The sequence below is a fragment of the Streptomyces sp. NBC_01214 genome, assembly GCF_026340975.1.
In the GTDB taxonomy this organism is placed as follows: domain Bacteria; phylum Actinomycetota; class Actinomycetes; order Streptomycetales; family Streptomycetaceae; genus Streptomyces.
Map to the genome: position 1 here is coordinate 523,879 of NZ_JAPEOS010000003.1, position 18,978 is coordinate 542,856.

Here is an 18,978-nt window from a genome sequence, read left to right on the forward strand (position 1 = left end):
CAATAACTGAACAGATGTGGAGCCTCCGGTCTGGCACGATGGCGCGTGCTGCCGCCCCCCCGCCCCGCCCATCCCCATCCGGAGGCCCCGCGCCATGCCGCTCCTCGATCCGACGCTCTGGCAGGACGGACCCACCCTCACCGGCGGCTCCGCCCCGGTCGTCGAACCCGCCACCGGCCGCACCCTCGCCACCATCGAGCTCGCCGCACCCGCCGACGTGGCCGAGGCCGCCGTACGGGCCCTCGCGGCGCAGCAGGACTGGGCGCACGCCACCCACCCGGAGCGGGCGGCCGTGCTGCGCCGCGCCGGGGACCTGTTCACCGCACACGCCGACGAGCTGCGGGAGTGGCTGGTGCGCGAGTCCGGCTCGATACCCGGCAAGGCCGACTTCGAGCTGCGCGTCGCCGCGCAGGAGTGCTACGAGGCCGCGGCGCTGGCCTCGCGCCCCACGGGGCAGGTGCTGCCGAGCGAGGCCCCCCGGCTGTCCTTCACCCGCCGGGTGCCGGCCGGGGTGATCGGGGTCGTGGCCCCCTTCAACGTCCCGCTGATCCTGGCGATCCGCTCGGTCGCGCCGGCGCTGGCGCTCGGCAACGCGGTGCTGCTCAAGCCGGACCGGCGCACCGCCGTCTGCGGCGGCCTCGCCCTCGCCGCGGTCTTCGCCGCCGCCGGGCTGCCGGGCGGGCTGCTCCAGGTCCTGCCCGGCGACGCCGCAACCGGCGCCGCGGTGGTCGCGGACCCGCGCGTGCGGGTGGTGTCCTTCACCGGATCCACCGCCTCGGGCCGGTCCGTCGGGGAACTGGCCGGCCGTCACCTCAAGCGCGTGCACCTGGAACTGGGCGGGAACTCCGCCCTCGTCGTGCTCCACGACGCCGACGTCGAGGCCGCCGTGGCCCAGGCCTCCTGGGGTTCCTTCTTCCACCAGGGCCAGATCTGCATGACCGCCGGGCGCCACCTCGTCCACACCTCGCTCTACGACGAGTACGTCGAGCGGCTCGCCGCGCGCGCCGAGGAACTGGCCGTGGGGGACCCGTACCGCGAGCAGGTCCACCTGGGCCCGCTGATCGACCGCGCCCAGCTGGACCGCGTCCACGCCCTGGTGGAGGCGAGCACCGGGCAGGGGGCCAAGCTCGTGGCCGGCGGCACGCACCGGGACCTCTTCTACCGGCCGACCGTCCTGGCGGGCGTCGCCGACGACACCCCCGCCTACACCGAGGAGGTCTTCGGCCCGGTGGCGCCCGTACGGTCCTTCGCGACGGAGGAGGAGGCGGTGGCGCTGGCTTCGGCGGGCCCCTACGGCCTCTCCCTCGGGATCGTGACCCGGGACGCGGCGCGCGGGCTCGACCTGGCCGACCGCATCCCGACCGGGATCGCGCACATCAACGACCAGACCGTCAACGACGAGGCCGTCGCCCCCTTCGGCGGAGTCGGCGCCTCCGGCACCGGCGCCCGCTTCGGCGGCGAGGCGAACCTGGACGCCTTCACGGAACTGCGCTGGACCACGGTCCGCAGCACCCCCGCCGGCCACCCGTTCTAGGCAGGTCCCGCCGAAGCGGAATGCGGAAGGCGGGACGTTCGTTCAAGGGAGCAGACGGCTCAATCAGGAGGTCTGGACACCGTGGCTACAGTCGAGCTCACCAAGGAAAACTTCGACCAGACGGTCAGCGAGAACCCGTTCGTGCTGATCGACTTCTGGGCGGGCTGGTGCCGGCCGTGCCTGCAGTTCGCCCCGGTCTACGAGCGGGCCTCCGAGGCCCATCCCGACCTCGTGTTCGCCAAGGTGGACACCGAGGCGCAGCAGGAGCTGGCCGGGGCCTTCCAGATCACCTCGATCCCGACGCTGATGATCGTCCGGGACCAGGTGGCCATCTTCGCCCAGCCCGGCGCCCTGCCGGAGGCGACCCTGACGGACCTGATCCGGCAGGCCCGGGAGCTCGACATGGACGAGGTCCGCGCCAAGATCGCCGCGGAGCAGCAGGGCTCCCAGGGCGCGGGCAGCGGGGACCCCGGCGCGGCCGGGGCCTGAGCCCTGGGGTGTGAGGCCTGAGGATCCGCCGGGCCCGTGGGCCCGGCGGATCTGCGGATCCGCAGATCGGTGCCGGCCCGGTCGCGTCAGCCCGGTGCGCACACCGGCTGCTCGGGGACGCGCACCGGCAGGCTCCTGCGCTCCTCGGCGGTGAACGTCCGGTTGCCGATGGCCTTGCACAGGTCGCGCTGCCACGCCCGGGGGTCGAGCGGCAGGACACCGCCGGGACCCGCGGGGTCGGCGTAGATCACCGTCTTGGCGTCCTTGGACATGTCCATGAAGGCGTACGGACGTGGCGGGAAGAGGGAGCCGGAGCCGGAGGTCTCGCTTGGCGGCTGACCGTTCGGCGCGCGCCATCACCTGCCCCGGCCGGGCCACCCGGACCAGGCCGTCCTCGCCGGTCTCCGCGACCGCGACCCGCACGACGTCCTGCGGCCCGCCCGTCCCACCGATCGGTAACTCCACGTGGTACACCATGCCTCCCCCTTCTCCAGGACGCGGCCCACTGTGGACCTCCCACTCACGCAATGGAAAGTGTTTCTAGAAAAGAATCTAGTAATGGTGCTTTAGGCTGAATCCGGCGAGGATCGACGAGATCCGCCGCCGTGATGAGACCGAGGACGCCTGACCGATGCCGAAGCAACAACGCGGCGAAGCCACTGTCGAACAGGTCCTGGACGCGGCGCTCCGCCTCTACGCCACGTCCGGGGAGGCCGGTCTCACCCTCGGAGCCATCACCAGTGCCAGCGGGGTCAGTTCCGGAAGCATCTACCACCACTTCGGCAGCCTGGACGGGGTGGTCGCCGCGCTCGCGCTCGGAGCCCTGGAACAGCTCCTGAAGGAACTGGGTGCAGCACTGCTCCAGGCGACCGACGCCCGCGCCGGCATCCGGGCCGTCGTCCTGGCCTACCTGGACTTCGTACGGGACCATCCCGACGCGGCCCGCCTCATCCACTCCGTCACCGCGGATCGCCTGGGCATGGCCCACTCGCGCGAGATCCGCGACACCCAAGAGGCCCGGCTGACACCGATCACCCTCTGGATCCATGCGCACCAGGAATCGGGCGAACTCGCCCAACTCTCCGCCCCCTTGATCGAGTCCCTCGTCATGGGCCCGGTGGTCGCCGTCGTCCGGCGCTGGCTCACCGTGGGAGACGTCGATCTGGAGGAAGCCGCGCGTGAACTGCCGGGCCACGTCTGGCGGTCGGTCAGCACCTGACCCGGTCGGCGTGGCCGGCGCAGCCGGGCGGGCAGACGGAGGCGACCGGGCCGTGGTCCCGCGGGCGCATGGTCCTCGGCGGCGTGGGGGCGTCACCACGCCGACGCCGCCCGTCATCTCGGGCATGTCCCGCACACCGCACGTAGAGTGACGGGACATTAGCCCCTGACCGGGATTCGCATGGGTCCTGGTGGACCCTCTGGAACCCTTGGAAGGTGTCTGTGTCGGAAGCGGTGGAGTACGACGTGGTGGTCCTCGGCGGAGGACCGGCCGGTGAGAACATCGTCGACCGGACCCGTGCCGCCGGGCTGAGCACGGCGCTCGTCGAGAGCGAACTGGTGGGCGGCGAGTGCTCGTACTGGGCCTGCGTCCCCAGCAAGGCGCTGCTGCGCCCGGCGCTGGCCCGGGCCGATGCGCGCCGGGTGCCGGGCCTGGCCGGTGCCGTCCAGGGTCCCCTGGACACGGCGGCGGTGCTCGCGCACCGCAACTACTGGACCGGCGACTGGAAGGACCAGGGCCAGATCGACTGGATCGACTCGACCGGCGCGCACGTGTACCGGGGCCACGGCCGGCTCTACGGGGTCCGCAAGGTCGCCGTCACGAGCCCCGAGGGCGAGCACCACATCCTGTCGGCCCGGCACGCGGTCGTCGTCGCCACCGGCACCCGGGCCATGATCCCGGACCTCCCGGGGATCGCCGGGGCCCGCCCGTGGACCAGTCGCGAGGCGACCTCCGCGCAGGCGGCCCCCGGCCGGCTGCTGATCGTGGGCGGCTCGGTGGTGGCCGTCGAGATGGCCACCGCCTGGCAGGCCCTCGGTTCGCAGGTCACCGTCCTCGCGCGCGGCGACGGGCTGCTGCCGCGGATGGAGCCCTTCGCGGGGGAACTGGTCGCCGACGCATTGCGCGAGGCCGGGGCCGTGGTCCGTACGGGGGTGTCCGTCGAGGCGGTGGTGCGGGACGGCTCGACGGGACCCGTCAGCGTGGTCCTGGAGGGCGGCGAGACGCTGGAGGGCGACGAGCTGCTGATGGCGACGGGCCGCGCGCCGCGGACCGAGGACATCGGGCTGGACACCGTGGGCCTGCCCGCCGGCCGGTGGATCGACGTGGACGACACCTGCCGGGTGCCCGGGCACGACTGGCTGTACGCCGTCGGCGACGTCAACCACCGCGTGCTCCTCACCCACCAGGGCAAGTACCAGGCACGGATCACGGGCGCCGTGATCGCCGCCCGTGCGGCCGGCACCCCGCTGGACACCGCCCCCTGGGGTGCGCACACGCCGACCGCCGACACCCGCGCCCTGCCGCAGGCGGTCTTCACCGACCCGGAAGCCGCCGCCGTGGGCCTGACCCTGGCCGAGGCCGAACGGGCCGGGCACCGGGTGCGGGCGGTCGACTACGACATGTCCAAGGTCTCCGGTGCAGGTCTGTACGCCGACGGCTACAAGGGCCGGGCCCGAATGATCGTCGACCTCGACCGCGAGGTCCTCCTCGGGGTGACCTTCGTCGGCCCCGGCGCCGCGGAGCTGATCCACGCGGCCACCATCGCGGTCGCGGGGGAGGTCCCGATCCAGCGCCTGTGGCACGCGGTGCCGTCGTTCCCGACCATCAGCGAGGTCTGGCTGCGACTGCTGGAGACCTACCGGGGGTGAGGACCGGCCCGAGAGGGCGTCCTGGACACGGCCCGGCTGCGCCGCCGCACGGCGCAGCCGGGCCGTGCTGCGTTGCCCCTCGTCCCTTCACCGTTCCTTCCGCCCGCCCTTCAGCGTCGTCTCCAGACCCTCGGATCGGCCTTCCTGGGAACGAAGTTGACTGGACGTCATGGAGCAGGAGATGGCGTGAAGCAGGCGTACAACCTTGATCGATATTAGGTTAGCCTTACCTCAGTCTTCGTGACCTCCCGTGCCTGAAAGGTGTTCCAGTGATGCGTGCTGCCTCCCTGTCCCGTACCGCCGCCCGCGCGGCCGTCGCCGCCTCCGCCGCCGTCGCGCTCGCCGTCGGCGCGGCCGGCTCCGCCTCGGCCGCCACGTCGACGCGTACGGTTACCGACGGCGGGACCACCTACAACCTCAGCCTCACCGCGCCCTCCACCGCCGCGGCTGCCGGTCAGAACGTCACGGTCACCGGCAGCGGCTACAACACGTCCCGGGGTATTTACGTGAGCCTCTGTGCGGTGAGCGGGGCGCCGGGTGCGAGCAAGCCCACCCCCTGCCTGGGCGGTTCGGACCAGTCGGGCACCACCGGGGCCTCGCACTGGGTCAACAACATCTTCGGCGGGACCCTGGCCAACACCTCGAAGTTCGGCACGGGCGGCACCTTCAGCGTCACCATCCACGTCAAGGCCGACCTCGGCGGCGGCCAGATCTGCGGCGAGACGGTCGAGTGCGCCATCGTTACGCGCGCCGACCACTTCAAGTCCTCGAACCGCAAGTACGACGTCCACGTCCCGGTCACCTTCAACTGATCCCGCTTCGGGACCGATTGCCCGACCCGTCGACGAGGAAGCCATGACACCCCGACACCCCCTCACCCCCGGTCGTGCGGGCGCCGCATCCGCCGCGCTCGCACTCGTACTGGCCTCGGCCGCCACCGGAAGCCCCGTATCGGCAGCCGGGAGTGAGGGGGCCGACGTACCGCAGGGCACCGTCGCGTACCGGTCGGTGGCGCGGTTCGCCACGGCGGGCAAACCCCGTGACCTGCTGCTGCACCCGGACTCGAAGAAGCTGTACGTCGGTTCGGACGACCTGCCCGAAACCGCCGACGTCAACGAGAGCGGGCTGCACGTCCTGGACCCCGCCGACGGCAAGGTGCGCAGCACCGTCGGCCAGGCCCCCGGGCCCACCGGCACGCTCGGCCGGCGGGCGGTGCGGCAGCTGCTCGCGCCGCTGCCCGGTGACGGAGCGGTCTTCTCCTATCCGCTGCGCGGCATCGGTACCGCGAAGGACGGCGACGCCGCCGCGGCGGGCGCGTGGGTGCCGGGTGCGGCCGTCACCCACGCCACCGCCGGGCTCACCCCCGCGACGGTGCTGGTCGCGCAGGGCCCCGTACTCTCGGAGGTCGACATCGCGACCGCCGCCGTGAAGCGCTCCGTCACGCTGGCGGGCGGGGACGGGTTCGCGGTCGACCCGGCACGCGGCACGGTGTGGTTCACGGACATCGGCAACCGCCGGATGTACCGGATCGACGCGGCCACCTTCCAGGTCGCCGCGACCGTAGAACTCCCGGCCGGCGAGGGGTTCGGCGGGTTCACGGAGGTGGATCCCGAGACCGGCGCGGTGTGGGTCGGGCTCAACTCCTCCGTCGTCGTCCACGACGCGACGGGCAAGCGGCTGGGCACCCTGCGCGGCTCGGGCAGCGACATGCCCCGCGCGGCGGGTTTCGACGCCACCACGCACGAGGCGTTCGTCGTGTGGCAGGACGCGGGGGACACCTCGCAGCCGGGCAGCGACAACGACGGAACCCTCACCGTCCACCGCACCCGTGACCTCCAGGAGGTCGTGAAGCCGGTCGTGCTCCCCGGAATCCACGTGCAGTTGGGCAGTGCGGCCGTCGCCGTCGAACCCGGTGGCGCGACCGTCTTCGTATCGGACCCGGTCGCCGGCAGGATCATCCGGCTGGAACGGGCCACCTCCCCGCGCGTCACCCGGAGCCCGGCGGACCGGTCGGTCGCGGCCGGGACCGAGGTCTCGCTCACGGCGGAGGCCGAGGGGACCCCGCGGCCCACCGTCACCTGGCAGGTCAGTACGGACGCGGGCCGGACCTGGCAGCCCGTGGCGGGTGCCACCGCGCCGACGTACACGTTCACGGCGGCGCTCTCCGACAGCGGCCGCCGCTACCGGGCGGAGTTCAGCAACGACGTCGGTGTGGTCCGTACCGCCGCGGCCACCCTCACCGTCACCATCGCGGACACCACGACGGGCGGCAGCGGCGGCGGCTCCACCACGACCGGGGGCACTGGCGGGACGGGCGCCGCCGGCTCGGCCGGTTCCGCCGGCTCGGCCGGGAGCACGGCAGGCGGTTCCGACGGCGGCTCCGGTAGTGCGGGCGGCTCCGACAGCACTTCTGATGCTTCCGGCACTTCCGGCATTTCCGGCACTTCCGGCACCCCCGGGAGCGTCGGCGGCGGTTCGGCCGGTGCCACGGTCGGCGGCGGCGATCACACCACCCCCAACGGCGGCGCGCTCGCCTCCACCGGAGTGGCGGTGGCCTCCCTCGCCGGGAGCGCCGTCGTACTCACGGGCGCCGGGTGGGTGCTGATGCGCCGCGCACGGGCGCGCAGCACCGGCTGAGGGCCGGCAGGGGGCTGGTCGCGGGCCGGGCGGAGGCCGGCAGCAACCCGCAGCGGATGGGCGGTGGTTCGGCATGTTGAATGGTGTCCACTACATCTCTTGACCAGGGACGAAGGAGACACCGCACGTGATCGTGATCGCCCACCTCAGCGACGTCCATCTCGACGGTGACCGGCGCGCGGCCGACCGTACCCGCGCCGTCATGGAATATCTCGACGACCTTCCGTACGACTTGGACGCCGTACTCGTGAGCGGGGACATAGCCGACCACGCCGAGGACGCCGAGTACGAGGAAGCCGCGAAGCTGCTGCGCTCGCGCCACCCCCTGGTGGTCTGCCCCGGCAACCACGACGAGCGCGCCGCCTTCCGCCGCGGCCTGCTGGGGGAGTCTTCCGGAGAGTCCTCCGGGAAGTCCTTCGGGGAGTCCCTCTCCATCGAGCCCGTCGATCAGGTGCTGCGCGGCGAGGGCTTCGTCCTCGCCGTGTGCGACTCGTCCGTTCCCGGCGAGCACCACGGCTTCCTGGAGGAGTCCACCCTGGCCTGGCTGGACGGCGTACTGACCGACACCCCGCCGGAGATCCCGGTCCTCGTCGCCTTCCACCACCCGCCGGTGCCGCTGCACACCCCGTACGTGGACGAGATCCGCCAGTTCGGGGAGGAGCGGCTCGCCGCCCTCGTCGACCGCCACCCGCACCTGACCGCTTTCCTGTGCGGGCACGCGCACACCGCGGCGGCCACCACCTTCGCGGGCCGGCCGGTACTGGTCGCGCCCGGGGTGGTCTCCACGCTCCGGCTGCCCTGGGAGGCGCCGACCGGGTCCTCCGAGCACGTGCACCTCGACGAGCCGCCGGCTCTCGCCTTCCACGTGCTCGGTGACGACGGCCGGCTGACGACCCACTACCGGGTGGTGGCCGCCCGCCGGTAGGTACGTCCGTCACGGGTCCGCGTGAGTCGGCCCGAGGTGATCAGATAGCGCCGCAGCGCCGAGCAGTCCTCGTGCACGGTGCGCAGCGCGTCGTTCACCTCGGGCTCCGTGTACTCCCGGTCCACCGCGAAGAGGGTCTCCGTGAGGTGGGCGAGCAACTGCTCGCGCCGGGCGGCCTTGCGCGGGATCACGGTGAGGCGGCCGCCGGAGAAGAGGTCGCGGACGTCGCGTCGTGGCGGGCTCGGGGCGGAAGCGGAAGCGGAAGCGGGGGCGGAGACGGAAGCGGAGGCGGGGGCGGTGGCGGACTGCGACGGCTGGTGCTCGGTGCTCTGGGACATGCCGGCGAGCTTGGCCCGTCCGCGCCGGTGGCGGCAACGCAATTTCCGCAGGACGGCGATCCGCCCGGCACCGGACGCTCCGGGGCCGGGCGGGCTCGTTCGGGACCTGTGGCCGGGGACCGGCGGAGGTCAGGGACCGACGGTGATCTGTTGCGCAGGGTCGGTGGTGTCGGTCACCTTGTAGACCGCGTTGAAGACGGACGTGGTCGCGCTCGTCGGGCAGCCGAACCCACCGGTGACGGTGACCGGTACCGAGACGTTCGTGAAGGTCAGCGTCGACGGAGCACCGTTGACCCAGGTGCCGCCGGCGTTCGCCGGAGCGGTGGGGGCGGCGGTGACCGTACAGGAGGCGAGCCCGCTCGTCTGGACCACCAGACCGCCGACCGGCAGACCCATGGTGGCGCTGATCGGGGATCCGTTCTGCATCGACACCGTCCAGGCACCGCTGGTGGTGACCGTGGGTGTCACTCCCCACGTGCTGGAGGTGCACGAGCTGTACGTGGGCGCCGAGATCGGCGAGGACACGGGCCCGGCCGGGTTGTTGTTGCCGGGAGCGCCCGGCACGCTGCCGGTGGCGACGGAGACCGTACAGGTCACGGTCACCGAACCGGCCTTGAGGGTGGCCTTCCCGCTGAGAGTGGCCTTGAATGCGTGCCCGGCCGGGGTGACGGTGGTCGACCCGGCCAGCGGTAAGGGCGCGGCGGAGGCGGTGACCGAGGCCAGCGTGATGGCGCCGGCGACGGCCGTCCCGAGGGCGAGCGCGGTGCGCGTACGGCTCATGGCTGTGCTCCTTGGGGATCGTGGTGCGGGGTGGGGGGAGGGGGTGCGGCCACGACGGACTCCGCGGGTCCGGCTTCTTCGGCTTTCCCGGCTTTCCCGGCTTTCCCGGTGCGCCGGGCGGCGTACGGCTGCCAGGCGAACATCAGGCCGCCGCCGAGGATGCCGAGCAGGGTGCCGATCAGGAACCCGCCGAGATTCGACAGGACCAGAGCGGCGGTGGCGATCAGGGTGGTGAGGACACCCGCGAGGGAACGCTGAGGGGGAGAGAACCAGGCGGTGAGCCCGAGGACGATCATCACGATGCCCATCAGGACGGACGGGATTCCCGCCACCCCCTGCTGGAGCATGATCTTCAGCGGTGCCAGCGGCAGGACGCAGATCCACGACCCGGCCAGGATCGCGAACAGACCGCCCCAGAAGGGCCTGCTGCGCCGCCACCGCCGCCAGCGCCGCAGCAGGTTCAGAAGCATTCCTTCTTGCCCTTGCTGACGTTCATGCTGAGCCCGGAGAGCTTGAAGGTGCCGGCGTTCGTCGCCCACGCCGTCTGCTGGAGATCGGTGATGCTGACCGTGTCGGCCTGCTGGGCGAAGAGGTCCTGCATCCCCTGGGCCTCGGCCGGACCCTTGTCGAGGGTCGAGGCGTCGCGTCCGATCTCGATGTTGCTGAAGACGGCGTCGCCCGCGAGCTGGGTCGCGTCGACGAAGAGGTTGCTCGCCTCGACCGGGGCCTTGCGTCCGGCGGTGAGGTTGAGCGAGATGTCCCCGATCACCGGGAGCGAGGTGACCACGGACTGGCAGAGGCTGTGGAGCTTGGCCTCGCGGATGGCGGTGACGGCCACCGGGATGAGCTCCTGGCGGGCGTTGACGTCCACGCTGCCGTACTGGGCGAAGCCCTCGCCCTCCAGGCTGCTCGCGGACACCTTGAACTGCTGCCCCGACACGGCGAACGAGGCGGCCAGCACGCCTTGCGCGAGGGCGATGCCGAGGCCGGCGGTCACGGCCACGGCGGGGATGGTCAGGACGGCGAACCGGCGCCAGCGGACACGCCCGGAGTCATCGTCGGAGGGGTCGGGTAAATGCGGGGAACCGGTCATGAGATCGTCCCTTATATCGGCTGTGCACCGTTGTTACCGACGAGTTGAATGTAAGAGTGCCAATGGGGGTTGGCAAGGTTGTGCGAGCGCACCCTTTGAGCCGACTCCTACTGCTCCGTACGCAGCAGTTCGGCGACCTCCGCGTCCACCCGCCGGGCCATCGCCCGCGCGAACTCCGTGGCCACCACCTCGCCGGCCACCGGCCTCAGGGCCGTCACCGCCGCAGTGATGTGCTGCAGCTGCGTGGCCGAAAGCCGCTCCAGCCCCTCCGGGCCCTCCGGGGCGCCCGGGCCGTCCGGGCCGTCCGGGCCGCCCGGGCCCTCCGGGCTATCCGGGGCGTCCGGGCCGCCCGAAGCCTCTGGGCCCGCACCGGCCTTCGAGCCCGCACCGGCCTTCGGGCCCTGCGGGCCATCCGGGCCCTGCGGGCCATCCGGGCCCTGCGGGCCATCCGGGCCCTGCGGGGCGCCTGGGTCGCCCGAACCTCCTGGGCCGCCCGAACTCCTTGGGCCGTCCGAACTTCCTGGGTCGCCCGAACCTCCTGAGCCGTCCCAACTCCCTGGGCCGCCCGAAGCCTCTGGGCCCGCACCGGCCTTCGGGCCCGCACCGGCCTTCGGGTCCGTCGAGCCGTCCGCGCCCGCGGCGTCGATCACGTACCGCCGGAAGAGCCCCACGAACCGGTCGGCGACCGCCGCGGCCTGCGCCTGTACGAACTCCCCGGCATCGAGGACCTCCGTGAGCGGCACCCCCTGCCGCACCAGCGCGAGCGTCGCCTCCAGCAGCCGCCGGCTCGGGTACGTGACCAGGTCCCCGTCGACCGTCACGTAGCCGAGCTCCGCCGCCCGCCGGGTGTCCGCGGAGGTCGCCGTCGGGCCGAACAGCTCCCGCAACTCGCGCCGGGTCATCGTCACCGGCTCCTCCTGCACCCAGTCCCGGGTCATCTCCCGTTCGAGGCCCAGCAGTTGGGACAGCCCACCACCCTGCTCCCAGGCGTGCAGGAGCTCTGCGATGCCGTTGACCGTGTAGCCGCGCCCCAGCAGGTCGCTGATCAGCCGCAGCCGGGTCAGGTGATCGTCGGAGTACCAGGCGATCCGGCCCTCCCGGCGCGGCGGCGGCAGCAGCCCGCGCTCCTGGTAGTAGCGCAGGTTGCGCACCTTGACGCCGGCCGCCCGGGCCACGTCCTCGCGGCGGTAGCGCCCGCTGCCGCCGCTTCCGCTCCCGCTGCCGCCGCTTCCGTCCTCCACCTGGCTGCTCACGGGCCAGAGTGTAGGACTTACCGGCAGGTCACATGGGCCGCGGACGATCCTGCTTGACCGCCCGCAGGACGACGAACTTCGGCTCGCTCGCGACGACTTCGCTGTTGCCGAACAGCCGCCGCAGATGGGTGTGGTAGCCCATGTGCCGGTTGGCGACGATCCACAGCTCGCCGCCCGGCCGCAGCACCTTGCGCGACTGCGCGAACATCCGCAGGGCCGTCGCGTCCGTCGTGGCCTGGTGGGAGTGGAAGGGTGGATTGCTCAGCACCAGGTCCACCGAGCCCGGGGAGAGCATCGCGACCCCGTCGCCGACGTGGAACTCGGCGGTGCGCCGGCCCTCGCGGATGTTCGCCCGGTAGGTCGCCCGTGCCGAGGCGACCGCCTGGTAGGACTCGTCGGTGAACACGACCTCGGCGTCCTGGTCGTGGACCTGGACGGCCGTGCCGACGACGCCGTTCCCGCAGCCCAGGTCCACGACCCGGGCACCGTCGGTGTTGGTCGGCAGGTTCTGCAGGAAGAAGCGGGTGCCGATGTCGAGCCGGTCGGCGCAGAAGATCCCGGCGTGGTTGACGACGGACAGGCCGGAGGCCGACCCGGCGTCCTCGTCCACCGTGTACGTCAGCGGCCAGGGCCCGGCGGACGTGGGGCGGGTCGCCCCGGGGGTGCCGGGCGTGCAGAAGATCAGCCGTGCCTTCTTCTCCGCGAGCGAGGTCTTCGTCGGGCCGAGGATCTTCTCGAAGAGGCGCAGGGTGGAGGTGTGGATCTCCTTGACCATGCCGGTGCCGACGACGACGGTGCCCGCGTGCACGTGCGGGGCCAGCCGGTACAGCTGGTCCTCCAGCAGCGCCAGGCTCTTGGGCACGCGCACCAGCAGGACGTCGATCCGCTCGGGCGGCGGGTCCTGGGTCGTCAGCAGGGTCACCGTCGACTTGGACGTTCCGATACCGGCCCGGTCCAGGTTCGCGGCGGTGGCGGCGCGGGTGAGGGCCGAGTCGGTGATCTGCGTCGGGTGGTACGCGGCGAGCGCAGTCGTCAGCGTCCCCCAGCGGTCCCCGAGCACGACGATCCGGCCGGCGGCGGCCAGGTCCACCGGCCCGCGTTCCCCGGTACCGGAGTCGAGGTGGCGCAACAGGTACTCGTCGGCCGCGTCCCAGGCGCGGAGCCGGTCGCGCGGGTCCTCGGGGAAGCGGGTGAGCTCGTAGGAGCCGAAGGGCGTGGTGAGGTGGTTCATATGGGGCCCAGGCTATCCGAGCCGAAGGCCCGACCCCGCATGCGCGGGGCCGGGCGGTGCGCTACTCGGGGAACTCGCCGGCCATGGCGGCGGCCATCCGCAAGTACGGACGGGCCTCGGTGGCCCGGCCCAGACGCTCCAGGGTGCGACCGAGCATCAGTTGTGCGTAGTCCTCCACCGGCCAGCGCTCCAGGACGGCGCGGAGCTCGCGCTCGGCGCGGGAGAGCTGGGCGGAGTGGTAGTAGGCGCGGGCCAGCAGCAGCCGGAGCGCCAGCTGCTCGGGCGCCTCGCCCGCCAGCGTCTCCAGGATCCGGGCGGCCGTCGCGTACTCCTTCGCGTCGAAGAAGAGCTGGGCGCGCGCCCAGCGCTCGGCTGCCGTCCCGTGCTCGAAGTACGTCGTCGGCGCGTTCATCGCGTCCCTTCCGCCGTTCAGGTGGTCCGTCCGCTGCCTCCAACACGCCCCGGCCGCGGAACATTCCGCTCTCCGCGGCCACCGTCTCGGGGCTAGGTTGTCCACATGAGCAATCTCGATCGCCAGCCCGCGCTCTCCGCCTGCGGCGGCCGCGGCTTCGTCGTGGCCGAACCGGTGCGCGAGCTCCTCAGTCCGCGCACGGTCAAGCTCGGAGAGTCTTCCGAGGTCCGCCGGCTCCTGCCCAACCTGGGCCGCCGCATGGTCGGCGCCTGGTGCTTCGTGGACCACTACGGCCCGGACGACATCGCCGACGAGCCCGGCATGCAGGTCGCGCCGCACCCGCACTCCGGGCTCCAGACGGTGAGCTGGCTGCACGAGGGCGAGGTGCTGCACCGCGACAGCGTCGGCAGCCTGGAGACGATCCGGCCCCGGGAGCTGGGCCTGATGACCTCTGGCCGCGGCATCAGCCACTCGGAGGAGAGCCCGCGCCCGCACGCCCGCTTCCTGCACGGCGCCCAGTTGTGGGTGGCCCTGCCGGACGCCCACCGCAACGTGGAACCGCACTTCCAGCACCACACCGACCTCCCGCGCGTGACGGCCCCGGGGCTGACGGCGACGGTCATTCTGGGCACCCTGGACACGGCCACCTCGCCGGGCACGGCGTACAGCCCGATCGTGGGCGCGGACCTCGCCCTCGCGGCGGGCACGGAAACCCGCCTCCCCCTCGACCCGGACTTCGAGTACGCGGTCCTGTCGATGTCGGGCGAGGCCCACGTCGACGGCGTCCCGGTCCTCCCGGGCTCGATGCTCTACCTCGGCTGCGGCCGCACCGAACTCCCCCTGCGGGCAACCTCGGACGCGGGCCTGATGCTCCTGGGCGGCGAGCCGTTCGAGGAGGAGATCGTGATGTTTTGGAACTGGATTGGCCGCTCCCATGAGGATATCGCACAGGCCCGCGAGGACTGGATGAATGGGACGAGATTCGGCGAGGTGAAGGGGTATGACGGCCCTCCGCTTCCGGCTCCTGACCTGCCCCCGGCCCACCTGAAGCCCAGGGGAAGGGTGCGCTGACCTGCTATTTTAGTTGTATCCGGATCGGGTGCGGTGCTCGGACTCAACCCTCCGCTTCTACTTGCGGAGGGGAGGCTCCCGGACGTAGTTCGGCAGCCGCTGGTGCCGGTGGTCGAGTCTCAGGTGTTGCAGGCTGTAATCAACTTTGGTCGGACGGATGCTGACCTTTTGCTGACTTTACTGACGAGTAGTTAGGTCTACTCGCAGGTCGTGTTGAGTTTCCGGTGCCCGCAATGGGCAGTGGCGGCTGCCATTGGGCCGCTGGCGCCTGCGACCTGGTCAACGGAGCAGCCAAGGCGTGTGATCCGTCGATGGAGTGTGTGCGTGGGCACCTGGCAGACCTTGTGGATAGGTGACAACAGCCTCACTGGTCCGGTCCCGACCACCAGGCGGTGGCGGAAGCCTGTGTGGGCGCGGGAGGCCTAAGGGCTCGTAACACGATCATGAGTTGGGCTTGTTGAGGCGTCGTCAGCAGATGAGGCTGCAGGCGAGGGAGACGAATGCGTCGTGGAGCTCGGTGCGGCGTTCCCATTCGAAAGAGGGCGGGCCTCCAGGAGTTCCTCGATCCGCGTGGCCAGCAGTTTGCGCGGGTCAAGGACGGCTGTCAGCGATCCGGCCAGGCTCGGGACGATCAGAGCGGCGCCTCGGTGCCGGGAACGACGACGGTCTGCTCGTCCAGTGCGGTGAAGATGTCCTCGACGAGCCGCTCGGCCATCCTGGGGGCCTTCGGCCGTAACAGGGTGACCAGTCGCCGTCGGCCTACCTTGCGGATCTGGGCCGGTGAACCGAACCGTTCCAGCAGGGTGAGGACGGCCGGGTGCTGCAATCGCGGCCCGAGCACCCGTTCCAGCGACGGATGGATCTGGGTCAGCAGGCCGTGGAGCCGGTTGGCGACCCGGGTAGCTTCCCCGGCCAGGTCGTCGTCGAAGCCCACGATCATCTCCAACTTGGCGATTGTCTCGTCCTCGCCGTCGATCGCCCGCAGCGTGTGAGGCATCGTGCGGCTTGCGTCCGCGATGATGAACGCGTCCTCGCATCCGTCTTCGCCTCGCCCGGGTAGAGGTCGGCGATCCGGCGCATCGTCAGCCCGGGAAGGTAAGCCACGGGGCAGCCCATGTCCCGGGCCACGGCCAGCGGCAGGGCGCCGATCGAGGCCGGCTGGTCGACCGCGACCAGCACCGTTCCGTGCTTGGCCTGCAGCTTTGCGAACAGCTCGCGGAGCTTGGGCTCGGTGTTGGGCAGCCGCTTGTCGAAGGCCTTCTTCCCGGCCGGGGTGACGGCGGTGGCGTGGTGTTCGCCCTTGCCGACGTCCAGGCCGAGGAAGACGTCGATGTCGCCGGTGTCGATCACGTGCGAGCCCCTCCGCTCACACTTCGTCCGGCATTGCCTGGGCACCGAGGTGCCACATCCACGTTACGGAGAGCTCTTCCGGCCTGGGTGAAGCCGGTGCTCAAGCCCCTCATCAGCGGTCCGTCGATGCCTTCGGGCCCGGTGACACCACACCCCGGATCATCGACAACAAGGGGGGGAAGCCATGCCGGACCCGAAGGCCGGAGGCCCTATTGCGGAGCCACGAAAAAGGTAACGGGGAGGATGACGGGCCGCCCGTCGCCGGTGAGCGCGCGGGCGGTGAAGCCGACGGCGAGGGCATTGCCGGCGGCCTCGAACGTGATCAGGGTGCCCACGGGCGCGGCAGCGCCCTTGTGGGACACGGAGGGGACCGGACCGGCCCATGGTCGGTGAGTTCGGCCCCCGCTCCGCGCGTGTTCAGTGCGGCCAGGCCCAGTCCGCGACGTGCGGCAGGTCGGTGCCGTGTGCGCGGATCCAGTCGTGATGGTGGATGCGTTGGTCGGCCATGGCCTGGCGCAGCACTTCGGCGCGGGTCGCGAGGCCGGGTACGCGGTCGATGACGTCCATGACGAGCCGGTAGCGGTCCATGTCGTTGCGCACGACCATGTCGAAGGGGGTGGTCGTGGTGCCGGACTCCTTGTAGCCGCGGACGTGCAGGTGGGGGTGGCCGGTCCGGCGGTAGGCGAGGCGGTGGATGAGCCACGGGTAGCCGTGGTAGGCGAAGATCACCGGCTTGTCGGTGGTGAAGAGGGCGTCGTACTCGGGGTTCGTCAGGCCGTGGGGGTGTTCCTCGTGGGGCATGAGCCGGGCGATGTCGACGACGTTGACGACGCGGACGGCCAGCGCGGGGAGGTGCTCGCGGAGCAGGGCCGCTGCGGCGAGCACCTCCATGGTGGGTACGTCGCCGGCGCAGGCGAGTACGACGTCCGGTTCGCGGGATCCGTGGTCGGTGCCGGCCCACTCCCAGATGCCTGCGCCGCGCGTCACGTGGGTGCGGGCCTCGTCGATGGACAGCCAGTTGAAGCAGGGCTGTTTGCCGGCGACGATGACGTTGACCTGGTCGCGGCTGCGCAGGGCGTGGTCGGCCACTGCGAGGAGGGTGTTGGCGTCCGGCGGCAGGTAGACCCGGACGACTTCGGGGCTCTTGTTGAGGACGTGGTCGACGAATCCGGGGTCCTGGTGGGAGAAGCCGTTGTTGTCCTGGCGCCAGACGTGTGAGGTGAGCAGGTAGTTGAGGGAGGCGATCGGAGCGCGCCAGGACAGTTCGCGTGCGGTCTTCAGCCACTTGATGTGCTGGCCGACCATGGAGTCGACGATGTGGGCGAAGGCTTCGTAGGTGGAGAAGAGGCCGTGGCGGCCGGTGAGGAGGTAGCCCTCCAGCCAGCCCTGGCAGACGTGTTCGGAGAGGATCTCCATGACCCGGCCGTCGCGGGACAGGTTGCGGTCCGTGGCCTCCGTGATGCCCTGCCAGGCCTTGCCGGTGGCCTCGTACAGGTCGTCGAGGCGGTTGGAGGCGGTTTCGTCCGGTCCGACGACCCTGAAGTCCCGCCGCTCGGCGGTGTCGTGCATGATCTGCGTGAGGAAGCGGCCGAGGACGCGGGTCGGTTCGTGGAGGGTGCGGCCGGGCTTGTCGACGGGGACGGCGTGCTGGTCGAGCGTGGGCAGCGGCAGGGGCCGCAGCAGCCGGCCCCCGTTGGCGTAGGGGACGGCGCCGAGGCGGCGCTCGCCTTCCGGAACGCAGGCCAGGACCTGGGGCGTTGGGTGGCCGTCGGCGTCGAAGAGTTCCTCCGGCCGGTACGAGCGCAGCCAGTCCTCCAGCTGCCGCAGGTGTGCCGGGTTCTCGCGCACTCCGGCGAGCGGGACCTGGTGGGCGCGCCAGGTGCCCTCGACCGGGTCGCCGTCGACGGACACCGGACCGGTCCAGCCCTTGGGCGTGCGCAGGACGATCACCGGCCAGCGTGCGTGGTCGCGTCCCGGGTCGGTGCCCGCCGTCCGGGCCTCCTGCTGGATCGTGGCGATGCGGTCGAGGGCGTGGTCCAGCGCGCGGGCCATGGCGTGGTGCACCTGGGCGGGGTCGCTGCCGGTCACGTACAGCGGGTCGTGCCCGTAGCCGCGCAGCAGCGCGTCGAGCTCGGCCTCGGGGATCCGGGACAGTACCGTCGGGTTGGCGATCTTGTAGCCGTTCAGGTGCAGGATCGGCAGGACCGCCCCGTCGTGGACCGGGTCGAGGAACTTGTTCGAATGCCAGGACGCGGCGAGCGGGCCCGTCTCGGCCTCGCCGTCGCCGATGACGCAGGCGACCAGCAGGCCGGGGTGGTCGAAGGCGGCTCCGTAGGCGTGGGAGAGGGCGTATCCCAGCTCCCCGCCCTCGTGCACGGAACCGGGGGTCTCCGGCGCCACGTGGCTCGGCACTCCGCCGGGGAAGGAGAACTGCCGGAAGAGCTTGGCCATGCCGTCGGCATCGCGGCTCACGTCCGGGTAGGTCTCGCTGTACGTGCCCTCCAGCCAGGAGTTGGCGAGCACGGCGGGGCCTCCGTGGCCCGGGCCCCATACGCACAGGGCTTCCAGCGAGCGTTCCCCGATGACGCGGTTGAGGTGGGTGTGCACCAGGTTCAGGCCGGGCGAGGTGCCCCAGTGACCGAGCAGCCGCGGCTTGATGTGCTCCGGCCGCAGCGGTTCGGTCAGCAGGGGGTTGTCCATGAGGTAGATCTGGCCGACGGCCAGGTAGTTGGCGGCGCGCCAGTGGGCGTCCAGTTCCGAGATCGAATGCGCACTCAACGCGGTCATGTCCGCTCCTGCGTCTGAGGGTCCGGGACGTTCGTCGACTGAGCCGATACCGACACCCTGCACCCTGCCGGGGTACGGCCGCGAGAGGAGGACCGGCCCTCGAGAAGGGACCGTTGGCCCTTCTGCGCCCCTGCCCGGCACGAGCAAGGTGAATCCCGGTGGCGCCGGTCCTTCCCCCGGCCGGCGCCGCCCATCCCCGCCGGCCGACCC

The 18,978-nt window shown here is 71.8% G+C and carries 18 protein-coding genes and 1 pseudogene; 8 read left to right on the plus strand and 11 right to left on the minus strand.

Going from position 1 to position 18,978, the window contains the following annotated elements:
* The first annotated feature begins 94 nt into the window (after nucleotides 1-94).
* Nucleotides 95-1,534, plus strand: coding sequence for an aldehyde dehydrogenase family protein (locus OG594_RS38580; RefSeq protein WP_266607064.1), 1,440 nt, complete (start codon nucleotides 95-97; stop codon nucleotides 1,532-1,534).
* 81 nt (nucleotides 1,535-1,615) lie between these two features.
* Entirely contained in the window at nucleotides 1,616-2,023 is a 408-nt protein-coding gene (locus OG594_RS38585) for a co-chaperone YbbN (protein ID WP_266607065.1), read from the plus strand.
* 86 nt (nucleotides 2,024-2,109) lie between these two features.
* Here the strand turns inward: OG594_RS38585 and OG594_RS38590 are convergent, their stop codons facing one another.
* Nucleotides 2,110-2,301 (minus strand): hypothetical protein, encoded by a 192-nt coding sequence (locus OG594_RS38590; RefSeq protein WP_266607066.1) that lies wholly within the window; start codon nucleotides 2,299-2,301, stop codon nucleotides 2,110-2,112.
* A gap of 353 nt (nucleotides 2,302-2,654) precedes the next feature.
* Between OG594_RS38590 and OG594_RS38595 the strand changes: the two genes are divergently transcribed.
* The 5 genes from OG594_RS38595 to OG594_RS38615 all read left to right on the plus strand — a co-directional run bounded on the left by OG594_RS38595 (nucleotide 2,655) and on the right by OG594_RS38615 (nucleotide 8,453).
* Entirely contained in the window at nucleotides 2,655-3,242 is a 588-nt protein-coding gene (locus OG594_RS38595; RefSeq protein ID WP_266607067.1) for a TetR/AcrR family transcriptional regulator, read from the plus strand.
* A 215-nt stretch (nucleotides 3,243-3,457) separates the two neighbouring features.
* Nucleotides 3,458-4,891 carry an NAD(P)/FAD-dependent oxidoreductase gene (locus OG594_RS38600; RefSeq protein ID WP_266607068.1) on the plus strand — a complete coding sequence of 478 codons (1,434 nt, stop codon included), beginning with the start codon at nucleotides 3,458-3,460 and terminating at the stop codon, nucleotides 4,889-4,891.
* Between the two features lie 272 nt (nucleotides 4,892-5,163).
* Entirely contained in the window at nucleotides 5,164-5,703 is a 540-nt protein-coding gene (locus OG594_RS38605) for a hypothetical protein (RefSeq protein WP_266607069.1), read from the plus strand.
* Nucleotides 5,704-5,746: 43 nt separating this feature from the next.
* Nucleotides 5,747-7,528: a hypothetical protein gene (locus OG594_RS38610; RefSeq protein ID WP_266607070.1), complete on the plus strand. Its 1,782-nt coding sequence runs from the start codon at nucleotides 5,747-5,749 to the stop codon at nucleotides 7,526-7,528.
* Between the two features lie 127 nt (nucleotides 7,529-7,655).
* Nucleotides 7,656-8,453, plus strand: coding sequence for a metallophosphoesterase (locus tag OG594_RS38615; protein WP_266607071.1), 798 nt, complete (start codon nucleotides 7,656-7,658; stop codon nucleotides 8,451-8,453).
* Here the strand turns inward: OG594_RS38615 and OG594_RS38620 are convergent.
* The 7 genes from OG594_RS38620 to OG594_RS38650 all read right to left on the minus strand — a co-directional run bounded on the left by OG594_RS38620 (nucleotide 8,426) and on the right by OG594_RS38650 (nucleotide 13,560).
* Nucleotides 8,426-8,644: a DUF2087 domain-containing protein gene (locus tag OG594_RS38620; protein WP_266608781.1), complete on the minus strand. Its 219-nt coding sequence runs from the start codon at nucleotides 8,642-8,644 to the stop codon at nucleotides 8,426-8,428. The genes OG594_RS38615 and OG594_RS38620 overlap by 28 nt on opposite strands.
* Nucleotides 8,645-8,920: 276 nt before the next feature.
* On the minus strand, nucleotides 8,921-9,571 hold the full coding sequence (locus OG594_RS38625) for a hypothetical protein (RefSeq protein ID WP_266607072.1): 651 nt from the start codon (nucleotides 9,569-9,571) through the stop codon (nucleotides 8,921-8,923).
* On the minus strand, nucleotides 9,568-10,041 hold the full coding sequence (locus tag OG594_RS38630; RefSeq protein WP_266607073.1) for a DUF6114 domain-containing protein: 474 nt from the start codon (nucleotides 10,039-10,041) through the stop codon (nucleotides 9,568-9,570). The genes OG594_RS38625 and OG594_RS38630 overlap by 4 nt, the downstream gene beginning before the upstream one ends.
* On the minus strand, nucleotides 10,032-10,664 hold the full coding sequence (locus tag OG594_RS38635) for a DUF6230 family protein (RefSeq protein WP_266607074.1): 633 nt from the start codon (nucleotides 10,662-10,664) through the stop codon (nucleotides 10,032-10,034). Before OG594_RS38635 ends, OG594_RS38630 begins: the two co-directional genes overlap by 10 nt.
* Before the next feature lie 107 nt (nucleotides 10,665-10,771).
* Nucleotides 10,772-11,917 carry a MerR family transcriptional regulator gene (locus OG594_RS38640; protein ID WP_266607075.1) on the minus strand — a complete coding sequence of 382 codons (1,146 nt, stop codon included), beginning with the start codon at nucleotides 11,915-11,917 and terminating at the stop codon, nucleotides 10,772-10,774.
* Nucleotides 11,918-11,945: 28 nt separating this feature from the next.
* Nucleotides 11,946-13,148 carry a methyltransferase gene (locus tag OG594_RS38645; protein WP_266607076.1) on the minus strand — a complete coding sequence of 401 codons (1,203 nt, stop codon included), beginning with the start codon at nucleotides 13,146-13,148 and terminating at the stop codon, nucleotides 11,946-11,948.
* Between the two features lie 61 nt (nucleotides 13,149-13,209).
* Nucleotides 13,210-13,560 carry a M48 family metallopeptidase gene (locus OG594_RS38650; RefSeq protein WP_266607077.1) on the minus strand — a complete coding sequence of 117 codons (351 nt, stop codon included), beginning with the start codon at nucleotides 13,558-13,560 and terminating at the stop codon, nucleotides 13,210-13,212.
* A gap of 105 nt (nucleotides 13,561-13,665) precedes the next feature.
* Here OG594_RS38650 and OG594_RS38655 point away from each other — a divergent pair, with 105 nt between their 5' ends.
* Nucleotides 13,666-14,631 carry a pirin family protein gene (locus OG594_RS38655; RefSeq protein ID WP_266607078.1) on the plus strand — a complete coding sequence of 322 codons (966 nt, stop codon included), beginning with the start codon at nucleotides 13,666-13,668 and terminating at the stop codon, nucleotides 14,629-14,631.
* Between the two features lie 605 nt (nucleotides 14,632-15,236).
* Here OG594_RS38655 and OG594_RS38660 read toward each other — a convergent pair.
* The 3 genes and pseudogenes from OG594_RS38660 to OG594_RS38670 form a co-directional block, all read right to left on the minus strand.
* Nucleotides 15,237-15,978 (minus strand): annotated as a pseudogene (locus OG594_RS38660) (IS110 family transposase); the annotation flags it as partial.
* 212 nt (nucleotides 15,979-16,190) lie between these two features.
* Nucleotides 16,191-16,343: a hypothetical protein gene (locus tag OG594_RS38665; RefSeq protein WP_266607079.1), complete on the minus strand. Its 153-nt coding sequence runs from the start codon at nucleotides 16,341-16,343 to the stop codon at nucleotides 16,191-16,193.
* A 55-nt stretch (nucleotides 16,344-16,398) separates the two neighbouring features.
* Nucleotides 16,399-18,768 carry a phosphoketolase gene (locus OG594_RS38670; RefSeq protein WP_266607080.1) on the minus strand — a complete coding sequence of 790 codons (2,370 nt, stop codon included), beginning with the start codon at nucleotides 18,766-18,768 and terminating at the stop codon, nucleotides 16,399-16,401.
* Nucleotides 18,769-18,978 lie beyond the last annotated feature (210 nt).

Bases quoted from the DNA above. Each gene is read 5' to 3' on its own strand.
- OG594_RS38580 (WP_266607064.1), top strand. From the start codon at position 95: ATGCCGCTCCTCGATCCGACGCTCTGGCAGGACGGACCCACCCTCACC.
- OG594_RS38590 (WP_266607066.1), bottom strand. From the start codon at position 2,301: ATGGACATGTCCAAGGACGCCAAGACGGTGATCTACGCCGACCCCGCG.
- OG594_RS38595 (WP_266607067.1), top strand. From the start codon at position 2,655: ATGCCGAAGCAACAACGCGGCGAAGCCACTGTCGAACAGGTCCTGGAC.
- OG594_RS38605 (WP_266607069.1), top strand. From the start codon at position 5,164: ATGCGTGCTGCCTCCCTGTCCCGTACCGCCGCCCGCGCGGCCGTCGCC.
- OG594_RS38610 (WP_266607070.1), top strand. From the start codon at position 5,747: ATGACACCCCGACACCCCCTCACCCCCGGTCGTGCGGGCGCCGCATCC.
- OG594_RS38625 (WP_266607072.1), bottom strand. From the start codon at position 9,571: ATGAGCCGTACGCGCACCGCGCTCGCCCTCGGGACGGCCGTCGCCGGC.
- OG594_RS38630 (WP_266607073.1), bottom strand. From the start codon at position 10,041: ATGCTTCTGAACCTGCTGCGGCGCTGGCGGCGGTGGCGGCGCAGCAGG.
- OG594_RS38635 (WP_266607074.1), bottom strand. From the start codon at position 10,664: ATGACCGGTTCCCCGCATTTACCCGACCCCTCCGACGATGACTCCGGG.
- OG594_RS38645 (WP_266607076.1), bottom strand. From the start codon at position 13,148: ATGAACCACCTCACCACGCCCTTCGGCTCCTACGAGCTCACCCGCTTC.
- OG594_RS38650 (WP_266607077.1), bottom strand. From the start codon at position 13,560: ATGAACGCGCCGACGACGTACTTCGAGCACGGGACGGCAGCCGAGCGC.
- OG594_RS38655 (WP_266607078.1), top strand. From the start codon at position 13,666: ATGAGCAATCTCGATCGCCAGCCCGCGCTCTCCGCCTGCGGCGGCCGC.
- OG594_RS38670 (WP_266607080.1), bottom strand. From the start codon at position 18,768: ATGACCGCGTTGAGTGCGCATTCGATCTCGGAACTGGACGCCCACTGG.